The organism is Nocardioides sp. (assembly GCF_047607185.1).
Taxonomy (GTDB): Bacteria; Actinomycetota; Actinomycetes; order Propionibacteriales; family Nocardioidaceae; genus Nocardioides.
Genome location: NZ_JASGDQ010000106.1, coordinates 1 through 13,708, shown reverse-complemented (window position 1 = coordinate 13,708; position 13,708 = coordinate 1). Strand labels below are relative to the sequence as shown.

The 13,708-nt window shown below is 69.7% G+C and carries 14 protein-coding genes; 12 read left to right on the top strand and 2 right to left on the bottom strand.

Annotated elements, in window-relative coordinates; genetic code table 11:
- Positions 1 to 95 precede the first annotated feature (95 nt).
- Complete coding sequence (locus QM595_RS12125) at positions 96 to 890, bottom strand: IclR family transcriptional regulator (RefSeq protein ID WP_415171812.1); 795 nt, start codon at positions 888 to 890, stop codon at positions 96 to 98.
- Between the two features lie 92 nt (positions 891 to 982).
- Between QM595_RS12125 and QM595_RS12120 the strand changes: the two genes are divergently transcribed.
- From QM595_RS12120 to QM595_RS12095, 6 genes are all read left to right on the top strand, one after another.
- Positions 983 to 1,771, top strand: a complete 789-nt coding sequence (locus QM595_RS12120) for a crotonase/enoyl-CoA hydratase family protein (protein WP_415171811.1) — start codon at positions 983 to 985, stop codon at positions 1,769 to 1,771.
- A complete protein-coding gene (locus tag QM595_RS12115; RefSeq protein WP_415171810.1) occupies positions 1,768 to 2,934 on the top strand; it encodes a CaiB/BaiF CoA transferase family protein in 1,167 nt (388 codons plus the stop codon). Before QM595_RS12120 ends, QM595_RS12115 begins: the two co-directional genes overlap by 4 nt.
- Before the next feature lie 19 nt (positions 2,935 to 2,953).
- Positions 2,954 to 3,712 carry an SDR family NAD(P)-dependent oxidoreductase gene (locus QM595_RS12110; RefSeq protein ID WP_415171809.1) on the top strand — a complete coding sequence of 253 codons (759 nt, stop codon included), beginning with the start codon at positions 2,954 to 2,956 and terminating at the stop codon, positions 3,710 to 3,712.
- Positions 3,713 to 3,811: 99 nt separating this feature from the next.
- Positions 3,812 to 4,675 carry an SDR family oxidoreductase gene (locus QM595_RS12105; RefSeq protein ID WP_415171808.1) on the top strand — a complete coding sequence of 288 codons (864 nt, stop codon included), beginning with the start codon at positions 3,812 to 3,814 and terminating at the stop codon, positions 4,673 to 4,675.
- A 49-nt stretch (positions 4,676 to 4,724) separates the two neighbouring features.
- Positions 4,725 to 5,570 (top strand): mycofactocin-coupled SDR family oxidoreductase, encoded by an 846-nt coding sequence (locus tag QM595_RS12100; protein ID WP_415171807.1) that lies wholly within the window; start codon positions 4,725 to 4,727, stop codon positions 5,568 to 5,570.
- 30 nt (positions 5,571 to 5,600) lie between these two features.
- Complete coding sequence (locus QM595_RS12095) at positions 5,601 to 6,533, top strand: zinc-dependent alcohol dehydrogenase (protein WP_415171806.1); 933 nt, start codon at positions 5,601 to 5,603, stop codon at positions 6,531 to 6,533.
- Between the two features lie 59 nt (positions 6,534 to 6,592).
- On the opposite strand, the gene QM595_RS12090 is transcribed toward QM595_RS12095, so the two are convergent.
- Positions 6,593 to 7,537: an alpha/beta hydrolase gene (locus QM595_RS12090; RefSeq protein WP_415171805.1), complete on the bottom strand. Its 945-nt coding sequence runs from the start codon at positions 7,535 to 7,537 to the stop codon at positions 6,593 to 6,595.
- A 94-nt stretch (positions 7,538 to 7,631) separates the two neighbouring features.
- Between QM595_RS12090 and fdxA the strand changes: the two genes are divergently transcribed.
- The 6 genes from fdxA (at position 7,632) to QM595_RS12060 (ending at position 13,586) form a co-directional block, all read left to right on the top strand.
- Positions 7,632 to 7,919: a ferredoxin gene (gene fdxA / locus QM595_RS12085; protein WP_415171804.1), complete on the top strand. Its 288-nt coding sequence runs from the start codon at positions 7,632 to 7,634 to the stop codon at positions 7,917 to 7,919.
- Positions 7,920 to 7,970: 51 nt separating this feature from the next.
- Positions 7,971 to 8,159 carry a ferredoxin gene (locus QM595_RS12080; RefSeq protein ID WP_415171803.1) on the top strand — a complete coding sequence of 63 codons (189 nt, stop codon included), beginning with the start codon at positions 7,971 to 7,973 and terminating at the stop codon, positions 8,157 to 8,159.
- Entirely contained in the window at positions 8,156 to 9,505 is a 1,350-nt protein-coding gene (locus QM595_RS12075; protein ID WP_415171802.1) for an FAD-dependent oxidoreductase, read from the top strand. Before QM595_RS12080 ends, QM595_RS12075 begins: the two co-directional genes overlap by 4 nt.
- A gap of 35 nt (positions 9,506 to 9,540) precedes the next feature.
- Positions 9,541 to 10,737: a cytochrome P450 gene (locus QM595_RS12070; RefSeq protein ID WP_415171801.1), complete on the top strand. Its 1,197-nt coding sequence runs from the start codon at positions 9,541 to 9,543 to the stop codon at positions 10,735 to 10,737.
- A gap of 207 nt (positions 10,738 to 10,944) precedes the next feature.
- Positions 10,945 to 12,522 (top strand): ABC transporter substrate-binding protein, encoded by a 1,578-nt coding sequence (locus tag QM595_RS12065; protein WP_415171800.1) that lies wholly within the window; start codon positions 10,945 to 10,947, stop codon positions 12,520 to 12,522.
- 170 nt (positions 12,523 to 12,692) lie between these two features.
- The gene (locus QM595_RS12060; protein WP_415171813.1) at positions 12,693 to 13,586 is read left to right on the top strand and encodes a LysR family transcriptional regulator; all 894 of its coding nucleotides are present in this window, start codon (positions 12,693 to 12,695) and stop codon (positions 13,584 to 13,586) included.
- Positions 13,587 to 13,708: the final 122 nt, after the last annotated feature.

Below are 13,708 nucleotides of genomic sequence, written 5' to 3'. Positions count from 1 at the left end.
TCGGTCGCCATGCCTCCGGCATGGCTCCCTCCTCCGCCTTGCCATGACGCACGCTGGACAACGCCGAGCTCGACGCCGAGTTCTCAAACACGCTCTCAGCTCGCGGCGGGCTCCGGAGCGAACGGGCGCCCGGTGTGATCGCATGCCGTGCGGAGAAGCTGCCCGTACTCCCGGGTGACCTCGTCGGTGAGCACGCTGGTGAAGCCGACTGCGGCGGCGACGAGCCTCACCGATCCGTCGACGTCGAAGATCGGCGCGGCAACGGTGCTCACGCCCAGGGCGAAGCCCTCGTGATCGACGGCCCAGCCCTGCCGGCGTACCAGGCCGAGATCCCGCTCGAACTCCGCGACGCTGGTCGTGCTTCGGTGGGTGAAGCGCACCAGCCCGTCGGCCAGTGCGTCCGCCAGCCTGTCGGGGGGATCGAAGGCCAGGAACGCGCGACCGAACGAGCCTCCTTGGATCGGGAGGTGGGCGCCGGGCTCCACGGTGATCCGGACTCCGCGGTCGCGCTCGAGCCGGTCGGCGATGACGACCTCGCCGACGCCGACCCTTCGGTAGATGACGATGGTGGCCTCCAGCCGGGGCACCAGGCCGAGCAGGTGCCGGCGGGCCTCGGCGGCGATGTCGAACTGGCGACCGGCGGCGTTGCCGAGGTCGATCAAGGTCGGGCCCAGCGAGTAGCAGCGGGCGGCCTCGTCGTAGCGGACGGCGTCGAGATCGACGAGCGTGCGAAGGATGTAGTAGGCCGTGCTCTTGTTCAGCTCGGTGGCCTCGACCACGTCCGCCAGCGTCGCGGGACCGGAGCGGGCAAGCGAGCGGAGCACGTGGAAGCCGCGCTCGAGCGCCGGCACCCGCGGCGTAGCGGCTCGGGAGCCGTTGGCTTCACGCATGACGGTTCCTGTCTGGAGTCGGGCTCGATGGAGGGGTCTGGCGCCATGGTAGCCTCAGAATGATGTTCTCTATACAGAACTAGGAGGAGCCGGTGTCCCTTCCCACGACGCCGTCGGGCACGCAGGATGTGCTGGTCCGACGAGACGGTGAGGTGTTGGTCGTCACCATCAACCGACCGGACCAGCGCAATGCGGTCAACGGAGCCGTCTCGGCCGCCATCTCGTCGGCCATGCAGGAGCTCGACGCCTCTCCCGAGCTTCGGGTGGCGGTCCTGCACGGCGCGGGGACGACCTTCTGTGCGGGCATGGACCTCAAGGCCTTCGCGGCCGGTGAGGTGGTGCGCGATCCGGAGCGAGGCTTCGCCGGGCTCGTCGAGCGCCCGCCGGCGAAGCCGCTGATCGCCGCCGTCGAGGGCTGGGCGTTGGGCGGCGGCTTCGAGATCGTGCTCGCCTGCGACCTGGTGACGGCGGGTGCCGGCGCCAGGTTCGGGCTCCCTGAGGTCAAGCGCGGCCTGGCCGCGCGAGGGGGAGGGGTCTTCCGGCTGCCGCGCCGGCTGCCGCACATGCTGTCGATGGAGCTGCTCATGACGGGTGCCCCGCTGGAGGCGGAGCGGGCGGCCTCCTTCGGGTTGGTGAATCGGCTGGTCGGTGACGGCGAGGCCCTCACCGCTGCCCTCACGCTGGCCAGGGAGATCGCCGCCAACGCCCCGATGTCGGTGCGTGCGTCGAAGCGGGTGGCCGTAGAGTCGGTCGACTGGCCGCTGGAGGAGTGCTTCGACCGGCAGCGCGAGTACCTCGAGCCCGTCTTCGGCTCCGCGGATGCCGCCGAGGGCGTCGCTGCCTTCCGGGAGCGGCGCGATCCGGTCTGGACGGACCGATGAGCCAGCCCGCCGCCTCCACGCCGGCGGCACAGGCGCTCGAAGACGTCACGGTGGTGTGCCTGAGCAGTCTCGGGCCGGTGCCGTTCGCGGCGATGCTGCTGGGGGACCTCGGGGCCCGGGTGATCCGGGTCGATCGCCCCACGGGCGCCGCCAGTCCGACGGGGCTGAACCCGGAGGCCGACCCCAGGACCCGGGGCCACCGTGCGATCGGCATCGACCTGCGGGCCACCCGCGGGCGCGAGCTGCTGCATCGGCTCGTGGAGACCGCCGACGTCTTCTTGGAGGGCATGCGGCCGGGCGCGGCCGAGCGGTTGCGGATCGGCCCGGAGGACCTGCGCGAGGTCAATCCGCGACTGGTCTACGGCCGGGCGACCGGCTGGGGCCAAAGTGGCCTCCGGGTCCATCAAGCCGGTCACGACATCAACTACGCGGCCGTCGCGGGCGGTCTGTATCCGATCGGCCCTGCCGAGACTCCTCCGCTGCCGCCGCTCAACCTGCTCGCCGACTTCGGCGGTGGCGGTGCCTTCCTCGCCCTGGGCGTGCTGGCCGCCATCCACCAGCGGCAGTCCACGGGACGCGGCCAGGTCGTGGACGCGGCCATGGTCGACGGGGTCGCCTCGTTGACCACGATGCTGCACGGGATGCTCGCGGCAGGGCTGTGGAGCGATCGCCGGGGCGACAATCTCCTCGACGGCGCCGCGCCGTTCTATCGGAGCTACCGGACCGCGGACGACGGCTATCTGGCGGTCGGCTGTCTCGAGCCCCAGTTCTACGCCGATCTGCTCGCAGCGCTCGACCTCGATCCGGCGGAGTGGCCCCAGCACGACCGGTCGCGCTGGCCTGCTCAGGCCGAGGCGCTCGCGGCCATCTTCGCCGGCCGCGCCCGGAGCGAATGGGAGAAGGTGTTCGCCGGCCGTGAGGCCTGTGTGACGCCGGTCTACTCACTGGCCGAGGCGGCCATCGCACCGGAGCTGCGTGAGCGTGGGACCTTCGTCGACTGGGGCGGCGTCGCGCAGCCGGCCCCGGCGCCGAGGCTCGCCGACTCGGCTGTCATCGAGCGCCCCCGGGCGGGGGTGTGCTCGCACACCGACGAGCTGCTCGACGAGCTGGCTCTCACCCCTGGACAGATCGCCGAGCTTCGCGCTGCCGGCGTCGTTGGATGAGTCGACTCAAGGAGAGCAGATGACCGAGATGGAGCATCAGGGCAAGGTCGTGCTGATCACCGGAGGCGGCCGGGGCTTCGGTGCCGCCTTCGGCCGGGCGCTGGGTGAGCAGGGCGCCCAGGTCGTGCTGGCCGATCTCGACGGGGCCGCCGCGGCCGCCGCCGCGGCGGAGCTGGTCGAGGACGGTCTGTCCGCCTCGGGTGTGGTGTGCGACGTGGCGGACGAGGCACAGGTGGGTGAGGTGATCCAGGACATCGTCGAGCGCCACGGCGGCCTGGACATTCTGGTCAACAACGCCGGCCTCCATTCCGCGGCCTACAACAAGCCGTCGGCGGTGATCGGGGTGCCCGCGCTTCGCCGCCTGTTCGACGTCAACGTCATGGGCGTGCTGATCTGCACGCTTGCCGCCAAGCCGGCCATGCTGGGCAGGCCCGGCGCCTCGATCGTCAACATCTCCTCCTCGGCCGCCTACACCACCCCGACGGCGTACGGCGTCTCGAAGCTCGCCGTCCGGGGGCTGACGATCTCGCTGGCGCGCGAGCTGGGGCCCGACGGCATCCGGGTGAATGCGATCGCGCCCGGCCTGATCTTCACTGACACCATCCGCGCCGAGCTTCCCGAGGCGGACGTCAAGCGGGTCATGGGCCAGCAGATCCTCGCTCGTGAGGGCGAGGTCCAAGACATCGTCGACGCGCTCCTGCACCTGGTCTCGGCGCGGGCCTCCTTCGTCACCGGCGAGACCATCCGGGTGACCGGCGGAAGCCACCTCGCGATCTGAGAACGTGTCGGCGCGCGAGGGGTTGCGTGTGCGTGTGGTGGCAGTCACACTGGGCGATATAGATGAATGATTCATCGGATAGCACTGAATCTTTGGGAGATGCTGGTGACGCTCAACCTCATCGGGACGCACGCGAAGCCGCTCGCCGTCATCACGGGAGCCGGCGGAGGCACGGGCCAGGCGGTGGCACGACGCCTCGGGGCGCGTTACCGCCTGGTGATCGCGGCGCGTCGTGACACGGCGGTCAAGAGCCTCGAAGAGGCATTGACCGCCGAGGGGTACGACGTGGCGCTGGCCGCGACCGCCGACGTGGCCGATCCCGGCAGCGTCCGGGCGCTGGCGGAGGCGGCGGCAGCGGAGGGGGCGATCGGCGCGGTCGTCCACACGGCGGGCGTGTCTCCGGCACTGGCCGACTGGCGCACGATCCTCCACGTCAACCTGCGCGGCACGGCCTACGTCCTCGACGCGTTCCTTCCGTTGGCCCAGGCCGGCACCGCCGTGGTCAACGTCGCCTCCTCCTCGGCGTACACACTGCCGACGACGGCCGAGGTGGACGCCGTCCTCGACGATCCCTATGCCGAGGACCTGGAGTCACGGCTCGAGCCGCTGCTCAGGGAGCTCGACGAGCACAAGACCGAGCAGTCCTTCGCCACCCGCGTCTACGGCGCCTCCAAGAAGGGCGTGATCCGACTCGTCGAGCGCCGCGTCGGGGACTGGTCCGCGAAAGGCGCGCGCCTGCTCTCGGTCTCCCCGGGCGCCGTCGTCACGCCGATGCTCCGCAAGGAGATCGAGCTCAACCCACTCGCCGTGCGGGCTGCCGACATCACTCCGATGCGCCGGTTCGGACTGCCGGTCGACCTCGCGGCCGCGATCGACTTCCTCACCTCCGACCAGGCGGGCTATATCACCGGCTGCGACCTGCGGGTGGACGGCGGCATCGTCGCCGCCCGGATCCACTCCTAGCTCCTCGCCCCGCGCGAGCCCCGAACCAACCTCGAGACAGGACACTGCGTTGACCGCTCCGATCCCGCCCATGCCGCTGCCCGACGAGCCCGTCGCCCGGCGATTCGAGAACAAGGTCGTCTTCATCACCGGCGCTGCCCGAGGCCAAGGCCGCGCCGAGGCGGTGCGCTTCGCCGCGGAGGGAGCAGACGTGATCCTGCTCGACATCTGCGCCGATCTGCCCACCGCCGCCTATCCCGGTCCGACCGAGGCGGATCTGGAGGAGACGGTCAGGCTGGTCGAGAAGCGGGGCGCTCGAGCTCACAGCGGCATCGCCGACGTCCGCGACTACCCCGCCGTGAAGGCCGTTCTCGACGAAGGCGTGGCCCGGCTCGGTCGTCTCGACGTCGTGGTCGCCAACGCCGGCATGACCACGGCCGCGCCGGCCTGGGAGATCGACCAGGAGCACTGGGAGGCGACCATCGGCATCAACCTCACCGGTGCCTTCAACACGGCCAAGGCCGCCATTCCGGTCATGATCGAGCAGGCCACCGGCGGTGCGATCGTGTTCACGAGCTCGGTCGCCGGGCTTCGGGGTCTCCCGCTGCTCGCCGACTACGTGGCTGCCAAGCACGGCGTCACCGGGCTCGCCAAGACCCTGGCCAACGAGCTCGCCCAGTACCGGATCAGGGTCAACACGGTGCACCCGCACGGCGTCGACACCGACCTCAAGCCCGGGGTTCGGGAGTGGCTGGAGAACGACCAGCACTACGGCCTGCTCTACCTCGGCAGCCTCCCGGATCCGGTGAGCGAGCCCGAGGACATCGCCGCCGCCGTCGCCTGGCTCGCCTCCCACGAGGCGCGACACGTGACCGGGATCCAGCTGCCGATCGACCTCGGCCGCACGAACCGCTGAGCGCTGGCTTCCACGGAGGGAGACGAGTCGATGAAGGCTGTGCAGTGTGTCCCGCCGGGGGTGCGGGTCGTCGAGGTCGGCGAGCCGGAGGGCGATGGCGAGCTGATCCAGGTCAAGGCGGCCAGCATCTGTGCCTCCGACTTGAGATACCTCACCTACGGCTCGCAGAAGATCGCCGGGCACGAGATCTCCGGCATCACCTCGACCGGCGAGGCGGTGATCGTCGAGGGCGTGGTGGGCTGTGGCGGCTGCGAGTGGTGCGACCGCGGCGAGAGCAACCTGTGCCCCTCGACCGGCACCAACATCATGGGCTTCACCGTGGACGGCGGCATGGCCGAATGGTTCCGTGCACCCCGGCGTGCCCTGGTGCCGGTCCCGGCCGGCCTGCGGGTGGAGGACGCCTCGATCGTCGAGCCCGGCGCCGTCGCGTGGCATGCCTGTCGCAAGGGCGGGATCACGGTCGGCTCGCGCGCCGCCGTCGTCGGAGCCGGCTCCATCGGCTTGCTCGCCGTGCTTGCCGCGCGAGAGCTCGGTGCCGCGGAGGTGGGCATCGAGGCCAAGCATGCCTACCAGCGCGAGGCCGCGCTCCAGTTGGGAGCCGCGCCGGCGGCGGGGATGTACGACGTCGTCGTCGAGGCGAGCGGCACCGAGGCAGGTCTGTGCCGCGCGATCGAACTGGCCAAGCCGACCGGCACGGTCGCGACGGTCAGCGTTTTCCCGGCCGACGTGACGTGGCCCTACCGGGCGGCCTTCGTCAAGGAGGTCGCGGTGGTGCCCTCGATCGGCTACGGCGTCCACGAGGGGGAGCGGGAGCTCGCCAGGGTGGCGGCGATGCTGGCCCGGACGCCGGCCGTGCTCGACCTGCTCATCACGCATCGCTTCGCGCTCGCCGAGGCCGAGCAGGCCTTCGAGGTCGCCGCCCGGCGTCCCGCGGGCTCGTTCAAGGTCGTCGTCCACCCCTGACCTTGCGCCCCACGGCGTGGGACGCCGCTCGCTACAGCCAGGACGTCTTCAACACGTTCTCACAGCGACTCGATGAAGCGGAACCGGTCCTCCCAGGACCTGTCCGACACGTCGGCGGGTCCGATCCTGTCGAATCCGTGCGCCGCGCCACGTCGTACGTAGAGCTCGGTCGACACGCCGGCCCGGGTGAGCCGCCTGGCGTAGTCGATGGACTCGTCACGGAAGATGTCGAGCTCACCGACGTCGATGAAGGTGCGCGGGAGGCCGGCGAAGTCCGTGAGCCGCGCCGGCGCTGACAGCGCGGACACCCCGGGTGTGCCGAGGCTGGCTCCCAGCAGGGCGTGCCAGCCGGTGTAGTTGTGGTCGTAGGTCCAGCGTGCGAACGGCACGAGGAGGGGGTCGGGCTCGACGGTGCGGTCATCGAGCATCGGGTAGAGGAGGATCTGGGCCGCCAGCGGCACCCCCGACTCGCGTGCCGCGATCGCGACCGCGGCCGCGACGCCGCCTCCACCGCTGTCGCCCATGACGGCGATGCGGGACGGGTCCACACCGAGCTCCTCGGCATGTTCGACCAGCCAGCACAGCGCGGCGAAGCCGTCCTCGGCCGGGACGGTGGGGCCGTGCTCGGGAGCCAGGCGATAGTCGACCGAGAGAACCGGAACGCCGGTGCGTTGGGGGTACCTGGCCACGAACCGGTCGTAGAGCTCGACCGAGCCGCTGACCATGCCGCCGCCGTGGAAATACAGCACGGCCGCCCGTCCGGTCCTTCCCCGGTGGCGGTACCAGCGCCCGAGGATCGTCTGGCCCGACGAGACCGCGATCCGGTGGTCCGTGCGGACGACGTCGACCGACTCGGGCTCGGCGGCGTCCTTGTGCTCGAGGACACCGTCGGCGAAGGCGCGCAGGCCGAGCGCGTCCCCGCGCGCAATGGTGGGCATCGGGCCGGCGGCCAGGCTCTGCCCGGCGATGATCTCGGCGAGTTGGGGATCGAGTGAGAAGGTCATGGCCTCTCCTTGCCGCGTTGACTGCGTGACTCCGATCACGTAGTCTAATCAGTAAACCCATTAAGCCATTAGTGGGGGAGTCGAGGAGGGTCCGTTGACGTACGTGATCACCGAGACGTGTGTTGGGCACACGGACCGGTCCTGCGTGCGGGAGTGCCCGGTCGACTGCATCTACGAGGGTGATCGGCAGCTGTTCATCAACCCGCACGAGTGCATCGACTGCGGGGCGTGCGAGGTCGCCTGTCCCTACGAGGCCATCGCCCACGAGGCCGAGCTGCCGGAGGAGCAGGCGGAGGCGGCCGAGCGGCAGGAGCGGGTCTTCGCCGACCTCGGTCGGCTCGGCGGGGCCCGGCGGTACGGCCACCTGCCGACGGGCGTGTGAGCCGAGGTTGTGCGGAGCCATGGTGAGTGGCCTAGTGAAGGGGAACGAGAGTTGAAGGCGCTGATCGACATGACGAAGTGCTCGGGGAACGCTCGGTGCTATCAGATCGACCAGGAGCTGTTCCAGATCGACGACATCGGCTATGCCCTGCGCGAGGAGTTCGAGGTTCCGGCAGAGCAGGAGGAGATCGCCCGTGAGGGCGCGGCCTCGTGCCCGGAGCGCGCCATCACCCTGCTATGAGCGGTGAAGCGATGCCGTGTGACGCGCCGGGGCCGCTGCGGGTGGCGGTGGTGGGCGCCGGGCCTTCGGGCCTCTACACGGCCGATGCGCTGACTTTCGATCCACCCGTCCCGGTGCTCGTCGACGTCCTGGAACGACTCCCGGTGCCCTTCGGCCTGCTCCGCTACGGGGTGGCGCCGGACCACCCGACCATCAAGAGTGCCGCGACGGCGCTCCAGGAGGTGATCGAGCGCCCGGTCGTCGGCCTCTACTGCAATGTCGCCGTGGGCGAGGACGTCACGGTCGAGGAAGTCAGGCGCCGCTACGACGCCGTGGTCTACGCGACCGGCGCCGACGCCGACCGGACGCTCGGGATCCCGGGGGAGGAGCTGCCGGGCAGCGCGTCGGCGACGTCCTTCGTCAAGTGGTACAACGCCCATCCCGAGGCCGACCGGTTCGACCTGTCGAAGGTGCGCACCGTCGCGCTCGTCGGCGCCGGCAATGTCGCCGTCGACGTCGCCCGGATGCTGGTCAAGGATCCGGGCGAGCTGCGTGACACCGACGTGCCCGCCCACGTCCTGAAGGCGCTCCAGGACTCCGCGGTCACCGATGTCCACCTTCTGGTGCGCCGCGGCCCGGAGCATGTCAAGTTCAGCACCAAGCCGCTCCACGAGCTCGGCGATCTCGCGGGCGTGGACACCGTCGTCGATCCCGCCCAGCTTCCCGAGGAGACTCCCGAGGGCATCTCGCCCGTGGCGAGGCGCAATCTGGGCATCTTCCGGAGCTGGGCTGAGCGACCCGCCGGGGGCGGGCGGCGGCGGGTGCACTTTCACTTCGACACCGCACCGGTCCGGATCCTCGGCGACACCTCCGTGCGTGCCGTGGTCACCCGGACGTCCGGCGAGGCGGGCGCATCCGACCGCGAGCTTGCGGTTGAGCTGGTGCTGAGAGCGGTCGGCTATCGGTCCCGTCCGATCCCGGGAGTGCCCTTCGACGCCGATCGATCGATCGTGCCACAGGCCGACCACCAGGTCATCCGCGAGGGCCGGCCCCAGATCGGGGAGTACGCCGTGGGCTGGGTCAAGCGCGGGCCGGTCGGCATCCTCGGCACCAACCGGGCCGACGCCGAGGACACCGCGGCGGCGATCTTCGCCCATCGGGAGGCGCTCCTCGCGGCGCGGCCGCAGACGCCTCCCGGTATCGAGCCGTTGCTGCGGGATCGTGGCCTGAGCTTCGTGGATCTGGCGGACTGGAACGCGATCTCCGCGCACGAGGCCAGGCTGGGCGAAGAGGCCGGGCGGCCGCGGATCAAGATCCACGACTGGCAGAGGCTGCTCGCCGCGCGCATGGCCGTCGGCACTCCGTGAGCAAGAATCCCAACACCGCGACACCAGGAGCAGACATGAGCACAGACGCACCGACCAGCGGATGCCCGGTCCACAGCTACTCTCCCCACGATCTGCGTCCCGTCGGGGAGTGGACCGGCTTCTTCGACGACCTCCGGCAGGAGGCTCCTGTCGTGAAGAACACCTTCGGCGACGGCTACTACGTGTTCACCCGCTATGAGGACATCCTCGCGGCCTACCAGGACCCGGAGACCTTCTCCAACGACGCCGTCACGGTGCTCGAGCCGAACCCGTCGTACCTCTGGATCCCGCACATGCTGGGTGGAGAGGAGCACATGCAGTGGCGCCGCCAGCTCGGCCCCTACTTCTCCCCCAAGGCGGTCGCCAAGCTCGGCGACCACATCCGGGAGTGGGCCGGTGAGCTGATCGACTCGCTCGTCGAGCGAGGCTCCTGCGACGTGATGGAGGACTTCGCCTTCCAGTTCCCCACCACCATCTTCCTGGAGCTGATGGGCCTGCCGCCCGAGGACCTGGACCGGTTCATGGTGTGGGAGTCCGACATCCTGCACTCGCACGGCACCGATCCCGACGAGGTGCTCGCCAGGCGAATGGCCGCGATGAACGCTGTGCGCGACTACTTCCGCGGCGTGATCGCGGACCGGCGAGCCCAGCCCGGGGACGACCTCGTCTCCCAGGCGTTGGGCTTCCAGATCGACGGCCGGCCGGTCTCGGACGAGGAACTGCTCTCCTACTGCCAGTTCATGTTCATGGCGGGCCTCGACACCGTAGCTGCCGCGATCGGGTACTCCCTCTACCACCTGGCCGAGCACCCCGCCGACCGGCGGCGACTGGTGGCCGAGCCGGAGACGATCCCGGCGGCGATCGAGGAGATCCTCCGCGTCTACGCGTTCACCATCCCGGCGCGCAAGGTCACCAAGGACATCGAGGTCGCCGGCTGCCCGATCGCCAAGGGCTCGATGGTGCAGCTGCCGATCAAGTCGGCCACCCGAGACGAGACGGCCTTCGACCACCCCTACGAGGTGGACTTCGACCGCAAGCCCAACAACCACATCGGCTTCGGCGCTGGGCAGCACCGGTGCCTCGGCTCGCACCTGGCGCGGCTGGAGTGGCGCATCGCTCTCGAGGAGTGGCACAAGCGCATCCCCGACTATCGGCTGGCCGACGATGCGGCCATCCACGAGCTCGGCCGTAGCTCCGGACTCGACGCCGTCCCGATCGTCTGGGACGTGTAGCGCCCGGCCCGGCCGGGCCCGACGTCCGAGGCCTGCAGCCGACTCCGACCACGGAGTCGGCCGTTCGGGGTGCCCTCCGGCCCTCGAGCCGCCGATTAAAAGGCAAATAAGCAGAAGGATCTATATGAATGTGATGAGTGTGCTACTAAGCTACGTGTGACCTTCGTCGCTTCCAGCCGGGAAGCAGTGAACAGAGAGATGGATGTCGTGAACACAAAGCAACGACGCTTCGGCGTGGTGCTCGCAGCGCTGGCGCTGCTCGCATCGGCATGCGGCGGTGGCAGCTCGGACACCGAGGACGCAGGCAGTTCAGATAGCGCGGCCACCGGGACGGTCGACCCGAACGGCGTGCTCAACGTCGGCTACGTGATCCCGGCGCTGCCGCTGGATCCCCACAAGCCCACCAGTGACAACGCGCAATTCCCGTACGCCTCACTGGTCTACGACAGGCTCACGCAGATCGCGGCCGGGCCGAAGCTCGAGCCGATGCTGGCCGAGTCCTGGGACTTCGCCGAGGATGGCCTGTCCGTCGACTTCCATCTGCGCGACGGCGTCACCTTCTCCGACGGCACGGCGTTGGACGCCAATGCCGTCAAGCTCAGCCTGGAGCGTGCGGCCTTCGACCCGGAGTCCACGGTGACGGGACGATTCACCATGATCGACTCGATCGAGGTCGTCGACGACCTCACCGTGCGAATCAACACCAACCGTAAGGCGGCCGACCTCCCGTACGCACTGGCCGGCACGGCGGGCTCGATCATCGCGCCGGACGCGCTCGACAACTCCGACCTCGACGTCAACCCGGTGGGTTCGGGGCCCTACAAGGTCACCGAGCTGAAGCTCGGCGAGAAGGCGACCTTCGAGCGCCGTGACGATGCTTGGGATCCCGAGGACGCTCCCGCGAAGACGATCAACATCCTGGCCCTGTCCGACGACAACGCCCGGGTCAGTGCCCTCCGGTCGGGGCAGGTCGACCTGATCCTCGCCTACAACAACCAGGCCAGCCAGATCGAGGCCCTGGGTGATGGATTCGAGCTCCACACCTTCCCGCCGTCCCAGACCTGGAACGTCTTCCTCAACAACAACGTGTCTCCGTTCGACAACGTTCAGGTCCGTCAGGCTCTCAACTACGCCATCGACCGCGACGGCATCAACAAGTCGCTCTTCGACGGCTATTGCGAACCAATTACGCAGCCGTTGGCGCCGGGCACGCAGGGCTACGTCGAGACGCCGCCGGTCGATTACAGCTACGACCCCGACAAGGCGCGTGAACTCCTTGCCGAGGCCGGCTATTCCGACGGATTCTCGACGAAGCTGCTGGTCGGCCGCGACCTGCCGAGCCATCAGGCGATCGCCACCGCCGTCCAGGCCCAGCTCAAGGAGATCGGCGTCGACCTCGAGATCGTGCAGGAGGACGCCGCCCAGGCGCCGGCGGTCTATGCGCAGGGCACCTACGGCGCCTATGTGCAGACTCGGGTGGCGAGCGCGACGCCGCTGGCAACGCTGTCGTCGAACTTCACCCCGCCGCGCTACCCCGGGCCGCTGCCCCAGGAGTTCAGCGACAGCCTCACCACCGCGTTCGACCCGAACCTCGGTGAGGCCGACGTGACCGCGGCGCTCGAGAAGGTCTCCAGCGTGGCGAACGAGGATGCGCTCGACATCTTCATCTGCGCCTACCCCACGATGATGGCGTCGAGCGACCACATCACCGGCGTCGACGACATGGGGACGGCTTTCTACTCGGGTCTGCTGGACCTGCGCCAGGTGAGCGTGCTCACGAAGTAGCCACGAGTCGCCGATCCGCTGCGCCGGCCGACGCCATCGCCGGCGCGGCGGATCGGGACCCGACGTCTTGCCGGGCGATGTGACATACGTCATACTGATTGAACGGATTCGGTGCGCCGACGCGCGGATCCCGGGGCAGTGGGCGTGGAGGGCTTGCCGTGGCACTACAGATGGACCTGACTCGACTCAGATGCTTCGTCGTGGTCGCCGAGGAGCTGTCCTTCACGCGGGCCGCGTCCCGGCTTCGATTCGCGCAGCCGTGGGTCTCGAGCCAGATCCGGCGCCTCGAGCAGGAGTTGGGAATCGACCTGTTCGAGCGGTCCACGCGCAGTGTGCGGCTGACCAGATCGGCCGAGCGGCTGCTTCCCGAGGTGCGCCGGCTCCTCGATGCCGAGGAGGAGGCTCGTGCCTCGGTCGTCTCGCTGCTGCGCGATGATCGCCGTGACTTTCGGATCGGGATGCCCTCCCACTTGGCGATCAGCCTGCGCTATCGCGAGGTCGCGGACTTCCTCGAGAAGTGGTCGACCTCGGTCCACGTGCACAACGCGCCTTCGGTCGATCTGGTCCCCGCGCTCCAGCGCGGTGAGCTCGACATCGCCTTCCTGTCGGCCCCGCTCCCGTCGGCCGATCTCCGGGTGGAGACGATCGAGGAGGGGCCGTTGGTCCTGTTGGTGCCCGAAGACCACGGCCTCGCCGCACACGACGTGATCCCGGCGACAGCCTTGGCCGGACAGCAGGTGCTGACCTTCGGACGCCACCACAACGTGCAGTTGTGGGATCGCCACGTCGGGGCCTTGGCCTCGCTGGGCGCGGTCCTGGTCGAAGCGCTCGAGCCGTCGCCGGCAGTGCTGTTCCGCGCGGCGCCCGCCGCTGGGCTGCCGACCCTCATGCATCCATGGAGCGCGGAGTGGATGGGACCGTCGATGGGCATGGTTCCGCGCCGCATCGAGGGTGACCCCTGCGGATACACCGTCCTGCTGGCGCGACGCGCCGGGGCGTGTGCCGAGTGGGTCGAGGAGTTGTGGGCGTCGATTGTCGCCCGAAGGAATATGAGCCTGACTTAGAGATTCCGCAGGTAGGGCAGAGTCGGCGCGCCGCCGCCCCAGCACGTGCCTGAGCACCTTCTCCTCAGTCGCCGTGGCTCCGCCACGGCTCCCTCGTCGGCGGCACTCAGCCACGCCCTGGA